This window comes from Streptosporangium sp. NPDC049248 (assembly GCF_040678965.1).
Taxonomy (GTDB): domain Bacteria; phylum Actinomycetota; class Actinomycetes; order Streptosporangiales; family Streptosporangiaceae; genus Streptosporangium; species Streptosporangium fukuiense.
Genome location: NZ_JBFAQY010000006.1, coordinates 204,977 through 224,847, shown reverse-complemented (window position 1 = coordinate 224,847; position 19,871 = coordinate 204,977). Strand labels below are relative to the sequence as shown.

20 protein-coding genes are annotated in these 19,871 nt (G+C 65.6%); 12 read left to right on the top strand and 8 right to left on the bottom strand.

The window, feature by feature from the left end; genetic code table 11:
• The first annotated feature begins 7 nt into the window (after positions 1-7).
• Together AB0K21_RS14495 and AB0K21_RS14490 are read left to right on the top strand one after the other, a co-directional pair.
• Complete coding sequence (locus AB0K21_RS14495) at positions 8-802, top strand: hypothetical protein (protein ID WP_364149959.1); 795 nt, start codon at positions 8-10, stop codon at positions 800-802.
• 29 nt (positions 803-831) lie between these two features.
• On the top strand, positions 832-1,554 hold the full coding sequence (locus tag AB0K21_RS14490; RefSeq protein ID WP_364149956.1) for a DUF6339 family protein: 723 nt from the start codon (positions 832-834) through the stop codon (positions 1,552-1,554).
• A gap of 59 nt (positions 1,555-1,613) precedes the next feature.
• Here the strand turns inward: AB0K21_RS14490 and AB0K21_RS14485 are convergent, their stop codons facing one another.
• The gene (locus AB0K21_RS14485; protein ID WP_355630149.1) at positions 1,614-1,997 is read right to left on the bottom strand and encodes a very short patch repair endonuclease; all 384 of its coding nucleotides are present in this window, start codon (positions 1,995-1,997) and stop codon (positions 1,614-1,616) included.
• A gap of 808 nt (positions 1,998-2,805) precedes the next feature.
• Between AB0K21_RS14485 and AB0K21_RS14480 the strand changes: the two genes are divergently transcribed.
• Entirely contained in the window at positions 2,806-3,432 is a 627-nt protein-coding gene (locus AB0K21_RS14480) for a hypothetical protein (protein ID WP_355630146.1), read from the top strand.
• Positions 3,433-3,485: 53 nt separating this feature from the next.
• Here the strand turns inward: AB0K21_RS14480 and dcm are convergent, their stop codons facing one another.
• The gene (gene dcm, locus AB0K21_RS14475) at positions 3,486-4,745 is read right to left on the bottom strand and encodes a DNA (cytosine-5-)-methyltransferase (protein WP_364149952.1); all 1,260 of its coding nucleotides are present in this window, start codon (positions 4,743-4,745) and stop codon (positions 3,486-3,488) included.
• Positions 4,746-5,002: 257 nt separating this feature from the next.
• Between dcm and AB0K21_RS14470 the strand changes: the two genes are divergently transcribed.
• Positions 5,003-6,103 carry a DNA cytosine methyltransferase gene (locus AB0K21_RS14470; RefSeq protein WP_355630140.1) on the top strand — a complete coding sequence of 367 codons (1,101 nt, stop codon included), beginning with the start codon at positions 5,003-5,005 and terminating at the stop codon, positions 6,101-6,103.
• Between the two features lie 490 nt (positions 6,104-6,593).
• Here the strand turns inward: AB0K21_RS14470 and AB0K21_RS14465 are convergent, their stop codons facing one another.
• Both AB0K21_RS14465 and AB0K21_RS14460 read right to left on the bottom strand, forming a co-directional pair.
• Entirely contained in the window at positions 6,594-8,339 is a 1,746-nt protein-coding gene (locus tag AB0K21_RS14465) for a prolyl oligopeptidase family serine peptidase (protein WP_364149950.1), read from the bottom strand.
• Positions 8,336-9,613 (bottom strand): helix-turn-helix domain-containing protein, encoded by a 1,278-nt coding sequence (locus AB0K21_RS14460; protein WP_364149948.1) that lies wholly within the window; start codon positions 9,611-9,613, stop codon positions 8,336-8,338. The genes AB0K21_RS14465 and AB0K21_RS14460 overlap by 4 nt, the downstream gene beginning before the upstream one ends.
• Positions 9,614-10,377: 764 nt before the next feature.
• On the opposite strand from AB0K21_RS14460, the gene AB0K21_RS14455 reads away from it, so the two are divergent.
• The 6 genes from AB0K21_RS14455 to AB0K21_RS14430 all read left to right on the top strand — a co-directional run bounded on the left by AB0K21_RS14455 (position 10,378) and on the right by AB0K21_RS14430 (position 15,870).
• Positions 10,378-10,752: a hypothetical protein gene (locus AB0K21_RS14455; protein WP_364149946.1), complete on the top strand. Its 375-nt coding sequence runs from the start codon at positions 10,378-10,380 to the stop codon at positions 10,750-10,752.
• Positions 10,709-11,278 carry an ATP-binding protein gene (locus AB0K21_RS14450; protein ID WP_364149944.1) on the top strand — a complete coding sequence of 190 codons (570 nt, stop codon included), beginning with the start codon at positions 10,709-10,711 and terminating at the stop codon, positions 11,276-11,278. Before AB0K21_RS14455 ends, AB0K21_RS14450 begins: the two co-directional genes overlap by 44 nt.
• A gap of 123 nt (positions 11,279-11,401) precedes the next feature.
• Positions 11,402-11,926: a DUF6879 family protein gene (locus AB0K21_RS14445; protein WP_364149942.1), complete on the top strand. Its 525-nt coding sequence runs from the start codon at positions 11,402-11,404 to the stop codon at positions 11,924-11,926.
• Positions 11,927-12,105: 179 nt separating this feature from the next.
• Positions 12,106-12,252, top strand: a complete 147-nt coding sequence (locus AB0K21_RS14440) for a hypothetical protein (protein WP_364149940.1) — start codon at positions 12,106-12,108, stop codon at positions 12,250-12,252.
• A gap of 100 nt (positions 12,253-12,352) precedes the next feature.
• Positions 12,353-14,989, top strand: coding sequence for a hypothetical protein (locus tag AB0K21_RS14435; RefSeq protein ID WP_364149938.1), 2,637 nt, complete (start codon positions 12,353-12,355; stop codon positions 14,987-14,989).
• 89 nt (positions 14,990-15,078) lie between these two features.
• Entirely contained in the window at positions 15,079-15,870 is a 792-nt protein-coding gene (locus AB0K21_RS14430; protein WP_364149936.1) for a phosphotransferase, read from the top strand.
• 8 nt (positions 15,871-15,878) lie between these two features.
• On the opposite strand, the gene AB0K21_RS14425 is transcribed toward AB0K21_RS14430, so the two are convergent.
• From AB0K21_RS14425 to AB0K21_RS14410, 4 genes are all read right to left on the bottom strand, one after another.
• Positions 15,879-16,502, bottom strand: coding sequence for a restriction endonuclease (locus tag AB0K21_RS14425; protein ID WP_364149934.1), 624 nt, complete (start codon positions 16,500-16,502; stop codon positions 15,879-15,881).
• A gap of 391 nt (positions 16,503-16,893) precedes the next feature.
• Positions 16,894-17,484, bottom strand: coding sequence for an NAD(P)H-dependent oxidoreductase (locus tag AB0K21_RS14420; RefSeq protein ID WP_343969107.1), 591 nt, complete (start codon positions 17,482-17,484; stop codon positions 16,894-16,896).
• Between the two features lie 100 nt (positions 17,485-17,584).
• Positions 17,585-17,788, bottom strand: coding sequence for a hypothetical protein (locus AB0K21_RS14415; protein WP_343969109.1), 204 nt, complete (start codon positions 17,786-17,788; stop codon positions 17,585-17,587).
• A gap of 169 nt (positions 17,789-17,957) precedes the next feature.
• The gene (locus AB0K21_RS14410) at positions 17,958-18,389 is read right to left on the bottom strand and encodes an SgcJ/EcaC family oxidoreductase (RefSeq protein ID WP_343969112.1); all 432 of its coding nucleotides are present in this window, start codon (positions 18,387-18,389) and stop codon (positions 17,958-17,960) included.
• 246 nt (positions 18,390-18,635) lie between these two features.
• On the opposite strand from AB0K21_RS14410, the gene AB0K21_RS14405 reads away from it, so the two are divergent.
• Both AB0K21_RS14405 and AB0K21_RS14400 read left to right on the top strand, forming a co-directional pair.
• Positions 18,636-19,262, top strand: a complete 627-nt coding sequence (locus tag AB0K21_RS14405; protein ID WP_364149931.1) for a glyoxalase — start codon at positions 18,636-18,638, stop codon at positions 19,260-19,262.
• 64 nt (positions 19,263-19,326) lie between these two features.
• The gene (locus tag AB0K21_RS14400) at positions 19,327-19,782 is read left to right on the top strand and encodes a pyridoxamine 5'-phosphate oxidase family protein (RefSeq protein WP_343969116.1); all 456 of its coding nucleotides are present in this window, start codon (positions 19,327-19,329) and stop codon (positions 19,780-19,782) included.
• Positions 19,783-19,871 lie beyond the last annotated feature (89 nt).

Genomic DNA, 19,871 nt, shown 5'->3' with positions numbered 1-19,871 from the left:
GAGGCCCATGCCGGAGGCGGTCGACGGCTGGGACCCAGGCACTGATCTGCGGGCAGCACGTCGGGTGCGGGTTGACGTAGCGCGCTTCGTCCAGGAGACGGGGCTCCACCTGGCGGACGTCGCACTGACCGTCTCCTGGACCAGCTCGACCACCAACATGACCGAAGCCGCGCTGGCGGCGCGGTTCGACCCGAACGGCACGGCCTTGATCCATACGACACTCGTGGGCGAACGCCTGTCCGGAATCCTGTCACTCCGCAGCACCATCAGCCTCACCCGCGCCACCGTGGAGCGAGGGGTCGGCGTGGCCACGGCCCCCGGTTCGGTGCTCGCCGAGCACCTTCAACGGGTGGTGTTGGAAAGCATGTCCTCCATGTTCCCGGTGCACGAGATCGATTTCGCCCATACCCGGCTCTCCCCCACCGCCAGCTGGCACCTGGAGACGAGCACAGACCTGACCGCCCCCTTCTACGGCACGTTTCGCGTGCTCATCAACAAACACGACCGCGAACTCCGCACGGCGGTCACCCGTGGCGCCAAGGACAGACGCCAGCAAGCTTTGCTCGACGAACTCCAGGCAGGCGTCGCCGCGATGCTGCTGGAGCTCGCCTTGCACCTCCGCGCAGAGCTCGATGAACGTGAGGAATGGCCGCCCGACAGCGTCGGGGACGTGCTGGTGAGAACCTTCGCCGCGTCACCGTTGCATCTCTTCGCCCCACCCGCGGCGGTGGAGCTCGCGGAGTTCAGGACTCAGATCTCCGGCGCAGTGAGGAACCTCGGCAGGGGGCGGATTTTCCAGTGAGTGAACTGTGGCCTCATCTCCCCTCCGTGGTGGGCACAACCCTGTACGCCGAGGTCACCGCCGGACGACCTCCTGCTCCACGGGAGAGTCACCCGGAACAGACCTGGTCACCCGTCGGCGGTCGTGTCGCGCCGAAACGCGTACGAGAGTTGATTGAAACGGTCTCGACGACGGCCAAGGAGTACGGTTACCCACAGCCAGCCAGCAACGACGCGCGGATCTCCTTCGACCGGGAGGCAGCGAAAGTAATCCGCGGCCAATTGGACCTGTCGTGGGCGGAAGCCGGCAACCGGGACCTCTGGTCTTTTCTCTCTCTCGTGGTCCTTCCTCATGTGACCATGTGGCGCTTCGGACCGGGTAACAAAGAACGATGGATCGCCACCGACCTCACCCGGCACACCTGGGCACGGTTGTGGTGGCAGGCTGTGGTCTTCGCCGGTCACGAGCACGTCCTGGCCGCACTCAGTGAGAGTGACCTCAACCAGCTCCTGGAACGCCGCAGTATCGGAGGTGATCCTCGATTGGTACGGGAGATGGCCCGGGCGGTCATCGACCTCGCCGCCAACTCCCCTCGTAGACCGGTGATTCGTGATGTCACGGCACGACTACGCAGGTACCTGGCGTTCCTGGATGTACGGGCCCTCACTGACCAGCAGATCCAAGACCTTTGCCGTACATTGACGAACGAGACCGTCACGCGCCTGGCGACGGTTCGATCCAGGTCGTCCACAGACTCCAACCCTGACGTATAGGGGCAGGTGGATCACAGCCCAGGGCGATCGCAGCGGTCGTACATCAAGGGTGGGCCAAGTCAGCGCTCAGCCCACGACCTCATGACCTCCTCGACGATGCGATCGACCGCCTCGGATGGATCCTCGTGCTCCCAGATACGGAGGACCCGCCATCCAGCCTGACGCAGATGCTCGTTCGTCGTGATGTCTCGCGCCGTGTTCTTCGCCAGCTTCTCCGACCACCACTTGTCGTTGGCGGCCGGGCGTGTGGCGTGCTCGGGGCATGAGTGCCAAAAGCATCCATCCACGAACACTGCGACCTTCGCGCGGGTGAAAGCGATGTCAACCGAACGACGCTTCATTCCGGGTATCGGCCACGCCACCCGGTATCGCAGACCGCGGGCGTGCAGAAGTTTCCGCAGGGTCATCTCCGGCGCGGTGTCCCTGCGGCGCTGCTTGCTCATCCGCGCCGACACACCGACCGAACTAGGAGAAGGCATCAAGACCACAGGAAAACGCTATATCCCATCAGCAACTCTGACATCCGAACCACAACAAGCTACTTCGCGCGACCTTCCATGGAGTCACGCCGCCTAGGACGTCACCTTCGGCAACATATATGATACTTTCTGTGCCCGCCGATACACTGATCGATCACCGATCAGCCATGATCGCCAGGACTATCGACCACAGAAACTGTGGCGGTGTCTGCCTACGTGACACACCTCCTGGATCAGGTTCTACCTAGCAAGATCGTTGTCTTGTTCGCCGGTCCCGGTAGGTTCGACATGACGACCGAGAAGCTCGGTATTCCCACGGTGGGTGCGGAACGGGATGCCTCAGCTTGCCGGACCCGCCGGGCTGCGGGGCTTACCGCGTCGAAGGCGACGTACATCTCAACGGACCTTCGCGCTCTTCAAGGCAGAGGTACCCGCGGGAGGACGACTGCGCCAGACCTTCACCGTCGCCCAGCGGATGGCCAGCCGTAAGGCACTCGATGAGGTACTGCACTTCGTCAAGCGCATGGTCGCCGGGGGGAAGCAGGAGGACACCAAACAGGATCTCTGCAGACTGGAGGACGAGTGAACCGGGTTGATCCTGAAACCTCTGCGCTAGGCGCTCGCAGCGATCGACACGCCGCCCTCTCATGCCCGAGCACGGACATCGCTTGCCAGACAGAGTCCAAGCTTCCCCAACACCTGGCCCAGAGCTGGCGCTCTGCCGGGTTCCTTCTGCGGAACAGAAGCCGAGTCAATCTGACAGAGTAGTGGCGTGATACCTGAATTCAACGTCGAATGCTATGTCGACTACAACCCAGAGTATCTGGGAAAGACCTCTGCAGAGGATGTCGCCAGCTACCCCGGGCCTGGCTGGAACCGCGACTACGCCCCTCTTTACGATGTGACTTGGGACGAAGCTGAAGGCGCTCTTGAGATCGAACGTGATGCACTTGATCGAGCTTACCAAGCCCATGACGCTGAAGGATTCGAGGAGACACTTGAAACGGTCGTAAACGACGCCTACGAGAACGAAGACGACAGTTTCGCCTGGCACATCGGAGGAATAGACCTTGGCGTAGCCGCCTTGGTGATGGCGATCGTCGCAGCTGGCGGTACGACTTATACTGCGTGTCGCGGACGGGCGCCTGGCTCCCTGCACCTACAACAGCATCCCCATGTCGGGGTAATTCTCGATGCGGATCGCGCAGCGCTGATTTCACAATTCGTCCTCGAAACAGGGTGTTGTCTCTACTCCGAGGAAGAGGGGCATCTTGCGATAGGGGCGCCGTCTGTTGAGCATTGTCACCGCCTTGCCCACTTGATCATTCGAAGCCGCAATATGTTCGATCGCCTTCCCTCTCCGGCATGGCGTGCAGGGCTAGAAAATCTTGTTGAATGAGCGTAGGTCGGCCCGGCTCGCGGACATCGGCACATCGCCGTCCGCTAGATCAATCAGCTGATTCTTCTTATCTCCTTCTTGAACTGTTCGTTCCGGACATGACCAGCTTCCCCTCGGAAAGCCCTGATAGATCCGATCTTATAAGCAATCGGATCTCCGTCTCGCACTTCGAGTTCGAAGTCCTTCCCGAGCGAATCGATACGGCGTTCCAGTTCGTCGGTCTTCAGCGGTGACTTGATTGCCCTGACGATCTGATCGAGGGTCATGAAATCCCCTCCTTTTCGGAGAGCGCGGTAGATGGGGTCATGTTCCGATTGTGGGCCACATTCACGAGGCATGGTCGCGTGGTTCAGAGCGGCTGCAACGGCCACGCCCAGAGCTTTTGCCACTGGAGGCGGGAAAGCATTGCCGATTTGGCGGTAGCGGGCGGTCTTCTTGCCGCTGAAATGCCAACGAAACTCCTCCTCGTCCCATCCTTGCAAACGAGCTACCATCTCGCACGTCAGCTTGGGCCCGATTTCGAAAATCTCACCCCTGATGGGAGCCGCATCGGCCAAGGCCCACCCGTTCACACCCATCTCTGCCCACTTGGCTTTGGCTCGTGTCGGCCCCAGGTCGGCACCACCGTGCTTCTTCGAACCCCCAACGAGGGTCGGCGCGATGTCATTGGCCCTGCTCGCCCACGCCTCAGCCTCTTCCCAGCCGTTAGCGGACATCAAAGGAAGCAGGGCTTGCCCGACGGTGTGAGGGGAAGCAACAGGTGCAGGCCAATGGAAGTACGTGAGGTCTTCTGGCTGCATCGCGACGAGTATGAACCTGGGCCGGAGCTGCGGCACGCCATAGTCTCTGGCGTTCACGACTCGCCACTCTGCTCCGTATCCGAACTCACTCAAGCGGTCAAGGACATGCTGCCGGTACCCCGCGAATCTGGGCTGACTCAGACCACGGACGTTCTCCAGCAGGAGGGCGCGAGGTCGGATGACCCCAACCTGCTCGACCGCCCAAGCGAAGAGATCACGCTCGTCGGCGGCCCCGCGCTGCTGTCCAGCGACACTAAAGGGTGGACACGGCACCCCGCCAGCCAGGAGGTCAACGCTCCCCGCATAGTCGTTGGGATTCCATACGTCTTCATCTGCCACGTCCCCCGCCACCACCTTCCAGTCAGGGCGGTTCAATCGGAGCGTCGCAACGGCGTTGTCGTCAAGTTCTATCAGCAGGCCGTGCTCGAAGCCCGCGCGTTCCAACCCAAGCGCCTGCCCACCAGCGCCGGCGCAGATCTCCACGGCTCTGAAGATTCTTTGGGTGTCGCCCACATGCCCTCCTCTGTCGCGAGAGCACGAGAGTACCGACCCAATCCGACAAAATCGGGACATTGGGATCTTGTCGGCGTCGAGCTGCTTGAGCAAGATCTCCTGTTACGCCGCTGCTCAGCCCCTGGCCTGCGTACAGCATCGCTCGCCCAGGAGACTGTCATGATCAGAGAGTAAGCTTGCCGCCATCACGGGTGACTCACAGGCGGATGGACGTCTCAGCCGTCCCCCGGTATCCACCTCGACCGACAGGAGAGTACGTGCGCCGCCCCCCTAAGATCGTTGATCTGTTCGCCGGTCCTGGAGGGTTGGACGTAGCAGCACGATGGCTCGATGTGCCGACGGTCGGCATCGAGCTGGACACAAGTGCGTGCAAGACGCGTGACGCGGAGAAGCTCGAGACGCGACACGACGACGTGCGCAATTTTAAGCCCTCAGACTTTAGCGATGCCACTGTATTGGCGGGCGGTCCCCCCTGTCAGACGTACACCGTTGCAGGCTCGGGCGCCGGTCGTCGCGCATTGGACGATGTTCTGGACTTCGCGGAACGTATGGCGCTCCGCTTGGATGTAGGGACCGATCTGGAGAAGCTAGCAGCCGATCATAACGGCGACGACCGCACGGGCTTGGTCTTGGAGCCGCTGAAGTGGGCGCTTCAGGCGATAGACGACGGCAACCCCTACGATGCGATCGTCTTGGAGCAGGTACCTGCTGTCCTCCCTGTATGGCAAGCCATGAAGACGATTCTGGAGAAGGAAGGTTACAACGCCGCGTGTGACGTACTGCGCGCAGAGGAATTCGGAGTCCCGCAGACGCGTCGTCGAGCAGTACTCATCGCCCGCCTGGAAGGTGAAGCGTTGCTCCCTGAACCGACGCATCGCCCGTATCGCAAGAATGTGTCGAGAGAAGAGGGGCCCGAGGGATTGTCCCCCTGGGTAGCGATGAAGGACGTGCTCGCCCGCCCAGAGCCATTCGTCGTCGTCTCCAATTACGGCACCGGCGGAGACCCAAAGAACCGCGGTCAGCGCACTTCGGCCGAACCAGCTTTCACGGTGACAGGAAAAATCTCCCGCAATCGAGTGGAGACGCCGGATGGCCGCCCTGCTGACCCTCCTCGCTTTACCCCTGAGGAATCTGGGCAGCTGCAAACTTTCCCCGCTGACTATCGGTGGCGCGGCCGGGATGTCGCACAACAAATCGGCAACGCCATCCCGCCCCGCCTCGCCGCCTACATTCTTGTCGCTGCGCTCGGCCTCGACAAGAAGTTGCTCCACAAGATATTTTCTGACCCGAAAATTCCTGCAGGAGGATCACTGTTGACGCCCCTGGAAGTGGCGTCGTCACCGACGGCGATACGCTGAAGATCGCGGGCGGGTACGCCGACTGGAGTCAATCGACTCCTCCCGGTCTCAATATTCCCAATGCATGCATGCTTGACGGTATCGAGTACTCCATATTCGCGGTAAATCCGTTGGAGTCAATCATCCGTCAATAATTTTCCCCATACTGAGTCGATCATAAGTTATGTAAATTTCAAGAAGACCGGAAGACGAGTCGTCCCCCTGCTGAAGCGGCATACGGACCAGGGGAATTTCCGGAAAATCTCAATACTTATGATCGCCTCAGTACCTCGCCGTCGACCTGCCACATAGCGCTCATCCACGACGACTGTTAAAAGGGGACGGCACCGACGCGGTCGACCAGGAGGCACTCGATGCCTTGCTGCCGCTCATGATCCTGCGCAGGTTGATCGACACCCAGGCGGAGGGAAGCGTCGAGGACTCCCGATGGCTAGCGGCCTGGCTGTCCGCAAACGCCCCCGATCTACTGCCTCTGGCTTCGGCGCTGTGATCAGATTCCTGGTAGAAGCACGTGTTCCAATTCCACGCGGAGAACATGGCGGACATCAGCAGGTCTTCGCAGCGTGTGACCTGCTCCGGGGATGACGACCAGACGAGCATTGAGGCTCCTGGCCTGCTCCAGCGGAGTTACCCGATCCTCGTCTCCGTGGATCAGAAGCAGCGGACGCTGAATCGCGGCTTCTGATCCACCGGAAAACTCACCACGAAGCAACTCCGCATGATGGGCCTGGAACTTTGGTGCGGCTCTGCTCCAGCTCTCCAGATCGACCACGGCTGATCTGGCGATCCCAACCGCGAACACATCGGTGATCGCCAGGGCACGCAGAACGGTGTACCCGCCGGCACTGGCCCCCCAGATCGCCACCCGCCCGGGATCCGCCCGACCGGCGGCAAACAGGTGACGAGCCGCATCGGCGCAATCGGTGGCGTCGACCATCCCCCACCGATGACGAAGGCCTATCCGGTACGCGCGGCCGTACCCAGTGCTCCCTCGGTAGTCGACATCAGCGACGGCGAAACCCCTGCTCGTGAAGTACTGCGCGTGCAGGTCCAGCCGTAGCGGCCAGTTCGCCGTCGGCCCCGGATGAGCCCGTACAAGCAGTGGCGGAGGCTCATCGCTTCCTCCCGAGGGCAGGTAGTAGAGGCCGTACGCCTCACCCCCGTCGCGGGTGCCGAAGGTGAAAGGCTCTGGCCGGACGAGCGATGCCTGGTCAAGAGTGACGTCGACCGGTGTGAGCTCATGAACGGCACCGCTGGTCTCGGCCAGCACCACCGTAGGCAACCGAGTAGGACTGGAGCCGATGAAGGTGACTTTCTCGTCTGCCGTCGCCAGGTAGGGCTTGATCGAGGTATACGGCAGCGCGAGCCGTTCCAGGTCACCGCCAGAGCGCCTTACCACCAAGGAATGCAACGGCCCCTGCTGGACGACCGCTATGACCTGGTCGCCCTGAAAAACATAAGTGCGATACCCGAACTCCCAGGGAGCCGCCGCGACCTCGAACTCCCCCGTGATGACCGGCTCGGCATGGCCGTCGCGCCAGGCGTACAGATTCCACCAGCCCGACCGGTCAGAGACGAAGTGCAACACCCCGTCGTCGCTCCACTGCGGCTGGCACACCGACTCCTCATCCCCGCCCGCGACCAGCCTCGTACCGGTAAGCACACCATCAGGCCCGATGTCAGCCAGCCAGAGCCGGGAACCGTCCCACGGCATGAGCGGCGCGTTCCATGAGACCCAGGCAAGCCGCTTCCCATCGGGACTGGGCTCCGGGGACATGTAGAAGTCCTCGCCGGAGGCGATGATCGACGGCTCAGCCGAAAGAACGACCAACTCGTTATAGACGCCGGTCTCTTCGTGACGCTCCCGTACGCAGACCAGCTCGCCGGTGCCCGGAAGAAGACGGAGATCGGCATAGCGCCAGGTTCCCGACGACGCGGAGGTCACCGGCACGGGATGTCCGCCGTCGCGTACGTGATAGACCCGCTGGTCATCCGCGTTACAGAACCACAGATCCCACTCGGTGGCCAGGTAGGCACCCCCGCCGTACTCATGCACGTAGGAAGCGACGTGGAACCCCTCCGGCAGCACGTCCTGCCGGCCCTCGGCAGCGGTCCAGCGCACGAGCACATCCCCGTCCGGCCGTCCCTCGATCCAGTAGACGGCCTCACCGACCGCTTGAACCGCGTCGTACGAGACGGTGGCGCGGGCGACGACCTCAGCGGGGATAGGGCTCACTCTTGCAATGATCGGACGAAGTCATCCAGTTCGCGAGCGACCTCGGGACGCCGGGGTGCCACCCGGTCGCGGAAGCGGTGGACCCGGGACATCCCGGCGACCGATCCTCTTCGGGCGAATACGGCGATCGCCTCTTGGGCCAGCCGTACGGCCTCGGCGGGTTCACCTTCTCCGAGGCGTGCCTGCGCCAGGTCCACGGTGAGTTCCGCCTTGCGGCGTACGCACGTGGTGGGAACCCCGCCGATGGCCTGCTCGAAGGAACGGGCGGCCTGGGCGTAGTCACCGAGTTCAAGGAGGCAGTTGCCCTGGTAGCCGAGCAGCCGCTCGCGGTCGAAGTCGTACATCCATTCGTCCCGCTCGTCACCGGCCCGTTCCAGGGCCGTGTTCGCCTTGTTGAGTTCGGCCAGTGCCGCTCTGCCGTCGCCCGCGTGAACACGTGCGGTGGCGCTCACGGCGTGCAGCCAGGACCTCGTCAGGTGGGTAACAGAACGTCCGGCCGTGTCCAGAGCCGTTGAGGCATGCCGAACGGCTTCATCGACCCGTCCGGCCGCATCCGCGGTGATGGAACGGTAAGCGCTGACGTAGGACCGAAGCCCTTTGTCCCCCGCTTCCCCAAGGGCGTCCAAGGCGGTGGCGTACCGATGTCCCATCGCGAAGTGGTCACCGAGATCGAACCAGATCCACGCCGCGAACCCGGCCGCCTCCCCCGCCGCATAGGCGATTCGCCGCCGCAGCTTGTCAGGGGCAGGAGCCTCCAGGAGAGAGCGTAGAAGGGCGAAGTGGCCGTCGACCGGGACGAGCATCTCGGCCGATGTCAGTTCGTGGTAAAGGCGGCGCTGACGCACGGTGATCATTTCGATGTCCTCCACCACGGCGGAAGTGATCGCCGAAGCGTGCTTTCCGCACGTACTGAGCCGTCCCCAGTCGGCACCGGAATCCGGCGCCTCCGGACTGGGCCTGCGCGCGGCTTCGCTGCGGTGGCGGAGGTGGGCCTGCTCACGGATGACACCCGGGAGCATGTTGTTGAGCGTTCCGCCCGCGCCGAGCGCGGTGTCGCAGGCGATGACCACGGACTCCGAGGGAGCGACCGAGGCCCGTTCCACCGCGCCGAGGTGTTGCCAGGAGTATCCGGTCAGCTCGCCAAGTTCCATCAGCGTGAGCGAGCGCGCCTTGCGGAGTTCGCGCATCCTGGACCCCAGCGCGGCGAGCAGTGACGAGCCTGGGTCGAGGGCCTTGGCCGGCCGCCCGCGACCACCTTTCCTTATGGTAGTCATCCGAACACTCTCTGCTGTTTTTGCTGTTCGTTGCGAGCAAATCAGGTCGTGCGGTCTGCTGTCAGCACCTTGAGCAAGCTGGATCGTGAGAGATGGACGCCCATGAGCACCGCCTCGATACATGCCCTCGATCGGCTGAAGAAACGCGCCCCCGAGCACGCGGGCGACGCCGCCCTGTCCGACGAAGCATGCCGAGGTATGGCGAAAACTCCCCCACGCGCCCCTACCGGCGGCGAGAACGAACGGCGACCCGATCCGACGGGGAACGGCGGACGCTCACGACCGGCGAGCCCAAGAACATCAAAAACGGCCCTGCCCGGCGAATGGCGTCGCCTGGCAGAGCCTCGACCGCACTCTGGAGGTGCGCGATCTGTGTTCCACAGTAGTAGAACCCCAAAGATCATCCGTATCCGTTGGCATGCCGAACAACCGCCCTCGCCTCTCGGCTGCCGCTGGTGCGGCCATCCCCCGTACGCGCACGACGCCGCCAGCCTGCCGCACCGGCCAGGGCACCTGTGGGAGCAGCCCACCTCGGCCCAGGTCCGTACCCGCATGACGGCCCGGCGCCGCCTCGGGCTCTGCGGCCGACTGCCCGCGCCTCCCGCACCGGCCATCATGACCCCGCGCCCGCCGAGCCACCCCTTCACCGTTTCCCCCATCAACCGGGGACGCCACGCGCGACCGGCCACCCTGCCCTACGGACGCGAATCGCCGCCGGGAGCACGGCCCGGCAGGCGCGAGACGCACCGGAAGGGAGTGACGGCATGAGCAGCACCCTCTCCCTCGAAACGGAGAACCTCCGGCACGAACCCGGTGACGACCCCCGCGCGCTACGCACCCTGACGCTCCGCTTCCCCGACTGGCGTCCCTGGTACGGCCACGCCACCGGACGCTGGTGGGCACTCTCCCCCATCCGATACCGCCAACGCATCGGCCTCCTCGAAGCCGACACCCCCGCCGAACTCGCCGCCCGAATCCAGCACATCGAGGACTTCCACCCCCACCCCGAGCAGGCCCACCAGACAACCCACAAGGACCTCGGGGCCGCCGAAGGCGACCAGCACAGCGAGACCATCAGCAAGGGAGGTGACCGGGATGACCGTACGACTGCTGTCCGTACTCGCCGGAGTGCTCACTGACCGATTCCGGACGACGACCGACGCCCCCAACGGACCGGCCGCCACCATCTGGCCGCCGTACCCGGGCCGGATCCCCGGCTGGTCAACGACACCGAACCACACGCCCGTCATCTCCCAGCGCTTCCCCGCCACCCCCGACCAGGTCAGAAGCGCCCGCGCCTTCGTCGCCGACATCCTCGGCGACGAACACCCGCTCCGCGACGACGCCATGCTCCTCACCAGCGAACTGGCCACCAACGCCGTCGAACACTCCGTCAAACCGACCGGCACCCAACCAGCCGATGTCGGAACAGCCGTCCCCGAGCCGAAGGACCCGTCACGAGAGTTCGTCGTCACGGTGGCCTTCACCCCGCACGGCGTCATCATCACCGTCCAGGACCCCGGCTCCGCACAGATCCCCCACGTCAGGAACTCCAGCCCAGACGCCACCGGCGGCCGGGGACTTCTCCTCGTCAACGACCTCGCCACCCGCTGGGGCTTCCACCGCGACCCCAGAGGAACCGTCATCTGGCTCGAACTCACCTGACAGACCAACGCGGGCTCGAAAGGACGGCGCCGCCACACTCCCTACCAACGGCGCCGTCCCCGAGAACGAGACGGTCATACGATTCCCGGTACGGATGGGTCCCGTTCGTTCTGGAGGCACACGATGGAGACGGCTCCGGTCCCGGCGTTCAGTGAGCTGATCTCCGGCACCCAACGGTCGGCGGTGCATCTGGAGATGCATGATGTCTACGATCTCGGCTCGCACCGGTTCGCGAACTGGCGGTCCGGCCATCGTGAGGACCCAGCGAACCGTGACGAGTGGTGGAACCCCTTCCACAGCGTGATCTCTGAAGCCGTCGCCCGCGGCGTCCAGGTGCGTCGCGCCCGTGTCGTGTCCGAACCGGTCAGCGACTACGTCCGGTTCGAGTACGACGTCACCTTCTCCAACATCGCGGCCGGCGAACATGTGCGGTGGCTGCCTCGGTGCCGAGCTTCGGACCTGGCGCTTCCAGGCAATGACTTCTGGGTGTTCGACGGTCGCCTGGTCCGGCTCAGCCACTTCGCCGGTAACGGGGAGTTCGTCCAGGACGAGATGACCGAGAAGCCCGCTGTCGTGGACCTGTGTGTCGAGGCCTTCGAACGGGTGTGGGAACGCGCCATCGACCACCACGACTATCGTCCCGCCTGACCTCCTGCTTCGGCGGTGAGGGAAGTTCCCGCATGCACGACCCCGGTTCGGGCGAGTCTACTCGGCCAGATCCGCTTCAGTTCAGAGAGGCACAAGCGCGGTTTCCCTCCGAGACACGGGCGGTCGTTGGAAGCATGGGGGTGAGAAAAGTGCTGGCTAGTAGGACGGTGCATGGACAGATGGTAAAGATCGATATCGAACCCCTTGAGCCCTTCCCCGAAGAGCCGGTGACACCCGCACTGGTCGCGGAACTGCTGGGAATCGCACCGGACTGGCTGGATGGTCAGAACGTCGACGATTACATCCGGGACGCGAGGCGCGTCTAGCCTCCCCGCGTGCATCACGACAACCCCACCCCGGTTTTGGGGACCGCCGAAACCCCAGGTCAGCTTTACTTTCCCGGTCGCCGGATGATCCTCTGTCCGAGTGGACCTTGACCAGTTCTTTGCGTTCGGACCTGAGGTGCCGTTCACCGCGAAACGGGTGTTCACCGACCGTGAGGAGTACATCCGGGCGTTTCAGCAGCGGATTGCCGCACACCTGGCCGAGGAATGGCCCGTCGAGAGGCTGATGGATTTCCAACGGCCCGCCCGGAACGTGATGGGGCTGAGCGGGGAGGGCGGCATCGGGAAGTCCACGCTGATCCGCCACCTCGCCGACCTCGCCCAGCGCGGCGAGTTCGACGGGCTGCCGGATGACCGCTCGGTCGCCGTCATCGACTTCGCGGACCTGTCGAGCCAGAGTTTCGAAACGGTGCTGCTCCGGGTACGCGCCGCGCTGGGGCGCCTGGGCAAGTCGTGGCCCGCCTTCGACGTCGCGCTCTCGGCGTACTGGGAGCGCAAGCACCCCGGTGAGTCCCTGGTCCGCTTTCTGGGGAAGTCCTCCTCGGTCGGTGCCGTCTCCGATTCACTGCGCCTTTCCGAGCAGGTCGCGTCGAGCATCGACGGCCTGTTCGCGGGGCTCGGTGCCGTCACGACCGCCTACCGGGTGCTCGATCTGGTCGGCAGCTCCACACGGCAGTCGATCACCCTGCGACGACTCCGGCGTGACCTCCCGGCGTTCAGCCTGATCCTTCAGGAGGAGAGCCCGGACCGGATGCTCGGCTACCTGCCGATCCTGCTGAGCGCGGACCTGGAGCGGATCCGCCAGAAGAGCCCGGTACTGGCGCTCTGCGTACTCGACACGTTCGAGAACGTCCAGGTCCTGCCACCCGAGCGGGGCGGATTGGAGGATCTGGTCGTCCGGATGGCGTACCTGTTGCCCAACGTGTTCTTCACGGTCGGGAGCAGGCGGCCACTGCGCTGGCATGACCCGGTACGCGGCGTCGGACTGACCTACGGCGGGGCGCGACGGTGGCCGGGGCTGGCCGATCTGACCGACCAGTTCCCGGTCGACGGCTTCGAGACCTCGGACGCCGACCTGTTCCTCCGGGAGCGGCTGCTCGTCGACGACGAGCCGGCCATGGATGCCGAGGTGCGGGAGCGGATCGTGGCCGGTTCCGGAGGGTCTCCGCTCTATCTGGAACTGTCGACGGGCCTGTTCGAACAGCACCTGGCCCGGGGCGAGACCCCGGACCCGAAGGTGTTCGGCGAGCCCTTTCCCGAGCTGGTCCTGCGGATGATGCGCGACCTGTCGCCCGAGGACCGGGACCTGCTCCGGGCCGCGGCGCTGCTGGAGGCGTTCGACGACCGGCTGCTGGCCGCGATCCTGCCCGAGGCGCGCGGCAGGCGGATCGAGGACTTCATCGCCCGACGCTTCGTACGACACGATCCGACCGTGTGGCCGCCCTGCCGCCTGCACGAGAACCTGCGCCGCGGTGTCGCCGACTGCGACGCGCACACCCCGGACGGATGGACCGCCAGGGAGCGGCGAGACCGGGCCTCGCAGGCTCTGGCGTATCTGACGGACTTCACGCTGTCGATCTGGGGTGACGACCCGCCGGACGAGCTGACCCCGGCCGACCACAGCCGCCGTACCGTCGCCGCCTTTCTTCTCGCCCTGCACGGCGCCGCCGAGCATGACGTCCTGCCACCGGGGCTGGGGCAGATGGCCTACACCCTGCGCTACCTGGGGCACTGGCAGGTGCTGACGTCACTGCCCAGGTTCAGCGCGTCTCCGCAGCTGGCCGTGCTCGCCGAGGTGGCCAGGTTGACGGTCCAGGTGGACCAGGAGGCGACGGAGCGCCACACGGCCATGAAAGCGGCGGTCGAGAACGCCGGCGCGAGTCCGTACGCCGACTACTTTCATTTCGAACTCGGCAGCCTGGCCCAGTTCACCGGTGACCTGACCGACTCCGACCGCCATCTCGGCATGGTCGCCGACCAGCTCTCGCCGCTCGGCGTCGCTGCCCGGTTCGACCTGGCGGGCAACGCCTTCCGGCGCAGTCGTTACCCGGAGGTCGTACGGCAGATCGAGAGAAGGTCTGCAGGGACAAGGCTGGAACGGATCGGCACCGGTGACCTGATAGGTCATGTGTACCTGCACAACGCCCGGTTCCAGGAGGCCGCGGAGCTGTTCACGCGGGTCCTGGCAGAGGCACGGCAGGCCGACGCGCCGCTCTGGGCGGCGCGGGCCGCACGCCATCAGGCTCTCGCCTCCATGTGGTTCGATCCGGAGCTGACCCTCCGGACGGTTCCGGAGGCGCGTGAGCTCAACCAGTCGGTCGGGGAGGTCGTGGGGCTGGCCCAGTGCGACATGGCGGAGTCGATGGCCCACGCCATGCGAGGAGAGTGGGCCGTCGCCACCCGCCTCCTCGACGAGGCTCGCCGGACCTTCGAGGCCGTCGGCGCCTCCGCCGAGTTGTTGCCCATTGACGTGGTCGAGGTCCTGCAGCTCATCGCACGAGGCCAAGATGAGCAGGCCCTGTCCATCACGGTCCGCCTCGCGGAGACGGCCGGAGCCGAGGAGGCTTTCCTGCCCGTGTGGTCGGCGGTCACCGCGCTCTGGACCGGGCAGCCGGAACTGCACGACTTCACCCGGACAAGGTGGTTGGATCTTCCTGAGACGACACGGGAGCGGTGGGTACAACCGCTCCATCGACTGCGAGCGGGAGGCGGATCATGAGGGTCTGCGGCCCGCTTGATGTCGGTGACAAACGAGGACTCATCCCGACCGGCCGCGTTTCAGCGGCCGAGATCGCCAAGGCGCGTGACGTGGCGCTCAAGAGTGCGGCGTTCGATGGTGTGGCCGGGCCGTACGAGCCGGGGGCCACGGTGGTCTACGGTCGCCGAACGGCCGTCAAGGTCCAGCACCGCCTGCACGAACGCCTTGGTACCGCGCTGCGGATGGAGTCGATGCGTAAGGCCGCGGGGCTCCGGGTTCCGGCCCTGCTGGACGCGGGAACGGTGCGGACCGCGTCCGGACCGCGATGGTGGCTCGTGCTGGAAAGGATCGGCGGCTCACCCGGCGAACATCCGACTCCCACCCGGCAACGCGGCCTGGGCGAGCAGCTTCGCCGCTGGCACGGTGCCACGGACCAGGGTGGCCTGCGCCTGGACGAGCCCGGTGCTCTCGGGGTGCTGCTCGGCTCCGCGCGCCACCTCGCGACCCGCGATTACCCGGCCATCTCAGACCTGTTCGACCAGGTGTGCGCGGGACAGCCGATGACGGCCATCCACGGGGATGCCGCCGTGGGGCACAACGCCCTCTTCGAGGGCGACGATCTGCTCGCCGTCCTCGACCCGGGTGCGGTCGAGGTCGGGCCGCCCATGCTCGATCTTGCCTGGTGCCTCGCCGTCGACCTGCCACGTGGCGCTCATCCGCGATGGCTGCTGGAAGGGTACGGCACCGACGCGGTCGACCGGGAGGCCCTCGACGCCATGCTGCCGCTCATGATCCTGCGCAGATTGATCGACACCCAGGCAGAGGGAAGCGCTGAGGACTCCCGATGGCTCGCGACCTGGCTGTCCGCGAATGCCCCCGGCCTACTGCCCCTGGCGGGTTGATCAGAGGTTCAGCCTGTACCGCGCGTCGGTGGAGCAAGGGCGGGGGCTCCGTTCAGCCAGGCGGCGAGTTGCTCGCGGTCGATCAGAAGCAGGTTCGTTCCCGCCGCGCACTGTTTGGCCGGGGCGGTGAAGCGCGTCGTGGTGACGAGAACACCCCGGTGCTCGGGATAGGCGTGCAGGGCACCGAGGAGGTTTCGGACCTCGGGCGAGCCGACGGATTTGGCCCAGCGCTTGCACTGGATGACGAAGAGGTCTCCGGCGGGCGCGGTTCCGATGACGTCGACACCGCCGTCACCACTGCCACCGATTCTGCGGACCTTGTGAAACCCGTCCCGCCTGAGCAGTGCCTCGACGAGTGACTCGAACTCAACGCCGGTCATCCGGTCGACGCGTTCGAGGCGGGCGTTGTCTCTCAGCCACTCCCGCTGCCGGGCGTCGATCGTTCGACGTCGGAGCACGAGCAGGCCGACCAACCCCGCCACCAGCAGGACCGTGAGACCGATGATCAGTGGCCGATTGGCGACGACCACATCGATGAGCCACCTGGCGACCACCAGGAAGACTGCGATGGCCACCGGCCAGAGCAACCAGTCCACGTTGCCCTGACCACGGCGTGATCTTCGTCGTGCCATCGGCGGCCTCCGGGGGTGAGGTTGGGGAGTTTCCGCCGATGATGACGGCGAGGACCGACAGTTTTCGAGGATGTCCCGAGGTCAGGCCCTTTTGGCGGAATTCGTGCCGGCCGCTGATGCCCGCGTCCAGGCAGGCGATCTGCAGCAGGTCGATGATCAGGTTCTGCGGGCGTTCCACACCGTCCAGGAGCACCTTGCCCGTCGCCGGGCAGTCGGTCTCCTCCGGGTACAGGAGCGCTTCGCGGGACTCGCTGTCGTCGGCGGTTCCTTCACCCAACGGGAGACCACCCAGGTAGGGGATCAGAGCCTGGGGGGTCTTCCCCTGACCAGTGGGGACGCAGGTCCATGGCCGGTTCGGAGCCGACCGGCACTTTACCGGCCTCGCTGAGGGTCAGACGGCGTAGGGGCGGGCGGTCCTGCCCGCGTCCAGTGTCCGGGCCCACCAAACGAGCCGGTCGAGCAGGATGTCGGCCGCTCTCGTGCAGCCCTCCGGGTTGGTGGGGTCACCCTTGTCGTCGAACTGGCCGGCGCCGTGAAAGCTGACGGTGTCCCGGATTCCCACCGCGTGCAGTTCGGCGAAGACCAGACGCAGGTGCTCCACCGCCCGCAGTCCACCGGACAGGCCACCGTAGGAGACGAAGCCCACCGGTTTGGCCCGCCACTGCTTGTAGTGGCGATCAATGACGTTCTTCAGCGACGCGGGGAAGCTGTGGTTGTACTCCGGCGTCACGATGACGAACGCGTCGGCGGTGTCCAACCGCGATGTCAGGCTCGCAAGAGCCTGTGCCGTCTCAGGGGACGGCGCCGGCCCGGGTTCCGGCAGCGTCAGGGGGAGCGGGACCTCAGCCAGGTCGACGACATCGACGTCGAACTCTCCATGCCGGCGGGCCTGACGAGCGAACCAGTTCGCGACGGTCGGGCCGAACCGGCCCGACCTGACGCTGCCGACGATGACGACGAGCCTGATCGGCTTCTCGGACATGAGTAGGACTCCTGGAAGGTCAATGGGGATCGCGGCGCTGTGATGGTCCCGGCGTCACGGGTGACGGCCGATCCGCCCAGCCGCCATGTGGAGAGCACCACTACAGGACCGACGGCCCCGGCGAACGTGCGGGTGATGCCCCTCCGCGCCTTAGGTTGCGCGACAGCCAGAACTGAGGCTGGGTGTACCCATGCTTGGCCTGCTCCGCCCTGGTGAACGCGATGAGGGCCTCGTAGGCCACTCCCGTCCAGTACGCGGCCGGCTGTGCGGCCAACTGGGCGTCGGAAATGTGCTGCGTCGTCATCGCTGCTCCTGCGAGTGATCACCGGTGAAGGACAGTGCGGACCCGGTCGCTGTGATGACCGGAGGCGTCACGGTGTTCTTCCAGGTGGCCCCATCCGTCGTGACCGTCCACGCTGATCAGCCGAGTTGAAGCTTGAGCGACGGTCGACGGGCCGGTGGCGTCAGATGGTTCAGAGGTTCTCGAAGACCTGGGTGTTCTGGGCGGCCGCGATCTTCCAGAGGCCTTCTTCCTTGGCGAGGATGTAGAAGGGGCGTCCTTCGGGGCCGTCGGCGGGGGTGCCGTCAGGGGTGAGGGGGACCTGATGGACGTTGACGGCGGCCACGTCCGGGCGGATGAAGAGGATCCGAACCGGGGTGTAGGCGGCGGTTCCGTACTGGGTCGAGCCCGGAAGGACCTGGGCGGTGAAGTCGTGGATGGTCTCCCAGCCGGAAAGGCGTTTGCCGTGCCCGGTCGTCCAGACCGGGTCCGCTTTACGGAACAGACTGAGAAAAGCCTCGACCTGCTCGTTCTGCTGGGCTTCCTGAACCGCGGCCACCAGGCCGACGATCGCGTCCACATCGCTCTGCGGGTCGTCCGCAACGCCGAAGATCTCAAGATTCATCATCGCTCCTCCGAATATCGGTCGGGCAAGCCCGTTGCGATGAATGTAGAACCTCGACTTAACTTGAGGGCAAGCCCGAGATCGAACCGCGCTACCGTCCAGGACCCCGGCAAGGTGGATCCGCGAGCCCCTGGCCGATCGAGGCGGCGTCAGGCGATGTGCGCGCCGTCGGGGACGCGAACAGGTGACAGGACCGGTCAGGAATCAAGAAGCGCTGGTCACCGAGCCGCGACTAGCGTCATGGCCATGACATCCATCGAATCCGTCACCCTCGACGTGGCCGACCCCGCAGCCGCCGGCCACTTCTACACCGCCGCCTTCGGTCTGGACACACAGATACGCCTGCGCGCTTCGAAGGCCCCCACCACCGGCTTCCGCGGGTTCACACTGGCACTCACCGTGTCCCAGCCGTCCACCGTCGACAGCCTCATCGGCACCGCCCTCGACGCCGGCGCCACGACACTGAAGCCCGCCACCAAGTCGCTCTGGGGCTACGGCGGCGTCGTACAGGCCCCGGACGGGACGATCTGGAAGATCGCCACCTCGGCCAAGAAGGACACCGGCCCCGCCACCCGGCAGATCGACGAGATCGTGCTCCTGCTGGGAGTCACGGACGTGGCCGCGAGCAAGAGGTTCTACCTCGACCACGGCCTCACCGTGGCGAAAAGCTTCGGCCGCATGTACGTCGAGTTCGCCACCGGGTCGAGCCCCGTCAAACTGGCGCTGTACCGGCGCCGCGCCCTCGCCAAGGACGTCGGCGTCGCCCCCGACGGCACCGGATCACACCGGCTCATGATCGGCGGCGACGCCGGATCCTTCACCGACCCGGACGGATTCGCCTGGGAGACCACCTCGCCGGCACTCACGCCCTGATGTGTCACCGGTGAACCGGCCGATGACCGACGGAGCGAGCCCCCACGAAGTGACTGGAGGAAACATGACAGGCGCGCCGCCGCGTGGACTCAAGGAGAGGCTGCGGGACACTCGCACGAGACTGGAGAGCGACGTCGATCTCTGGGTCGCGACGTCGGGCTCCCCGGGCGGCGCCCACCTCATCCCGCTCTCGTACCTCTGGGACGGGACCGCGTTCCTCATCTCGACGCCGCGCGCCTCGGTCACCGGCCGCAACCTGCTGGCGGACGACCGGGTACGACTCAGCCTCGGGCCGACCCGCGACGTCGTCCTCGTCGACGGCACCGCCGAGCCGGTCGACCTCGCCGACCTCGCCCCGGAGACGGGCGACGCGTTCGCGACCAGGACCGGTTTCGACCCGCGCGAACTCGACGAGCCCTACCAGTACTTCCTGATCCGGCCGCGGCGCGTCCAGGCCTGGCGCGAGGCGAACGAACTGCGCGGGCGCGACCTCATGCGCGACGGCCACTGGCTCGGCTGACCACCCACCCGGCGAACGGCGCGGCCAAGGACGCGGACTTCCAGCGGGGACCCCTCACCCTGCTCCGCACAGATCCCCCGCACCGGACC

Coding starts and splice junctions, on each gene's coding strand:
- AB0K21_RS14400 (WP_343969116.1), top strand. CDS start 19,327: ATGACAGGCGCGCCGCCGCGTGGACTCAAGGAGAGGCTGCGGGACACT.
- AB0K21_RS14445 (WP_364149942.1), top strand. CDS start 11,402: ATGGAGACGGCTCCGGTCCCGGCGTTCAGTGAGCTGATCTCCGGCACC.
- AB0K21_RS14485 (WP_355630149.1), bottom strand. CDS start 1,997: ATGAGCAAGCAGCGCCGCAGGGACACCGCGCCGGAGATGACCCTGCGG.
- AB0K21_RS14495 (WP_364149959.1), top strand. CDS start 8: ATGCCGGAGGCGGTCGACGGCTGGGACCCAGGCACTGATCTGCGGGCA.
- AB0K21_RS14415 (WP_343969109.1), bottom strand. CDS start 17,788: ATGACGACGCAGCACATTTCCGACGCCCAGTTGGCCGCACAGCCGGCC.
- AB0K21_RS14410 (WP_343969112.1), bottom strand. CDS start 18,389: ATGAATCTTGAGATCTTCGGCGTTGCGGACGACCCGCAGAGCGATGTG.
- AB0K21_RS14425 (WP_364149934.1), bottom strand. CDS start 16,502: ATGGCACGACGAAGATCACGCCGTGGTCAGGGCAACGTGGACTGGTTG.
- AB0K21_RS14450 (WP_364149944.1), top strand. CDS start 10,709: ATGACCGTACGACTGCTGTCCGTACTCGCCGGAGTGCTCACTGACCGA.
- AB0K21_RS14440 (WP_364149940.1), top strand. CDS start 12,106: ATGGTAAAGATCGATATCGAACCCCTTGAGCCCTTCCCCGAAGAGCCG.
- AB0K21_RS14460 (WP_364149948.1), bottom strand. CDS start 9,613: ATGACTACCATAAGGAAAGGTGGTCGCGGGCGGCCGGCCAAGGCCCTC.
- AB0K21_RS14455 (WP_364149946.1), top strand. CDS start 10,378: ATGAGCAGCACCCTCTCCCTCGAAACGGAGAACCTCCGGCACGAACCC.
- AB0K21_RS14420 (WP_343969107.1), bottom strand. CDS start 17,484: ATGTCCGAGAAGCCGATCAGGCTCGTCGTCATCGTCGGCAGCGTCAGG.
- AB0K21_RS14405 (WP_364149931.1), top strand. CDS start 18,636: ATGACATCCATCGAATCCGTCACCCTCGACGTGGCCGACCCCGCAGCC.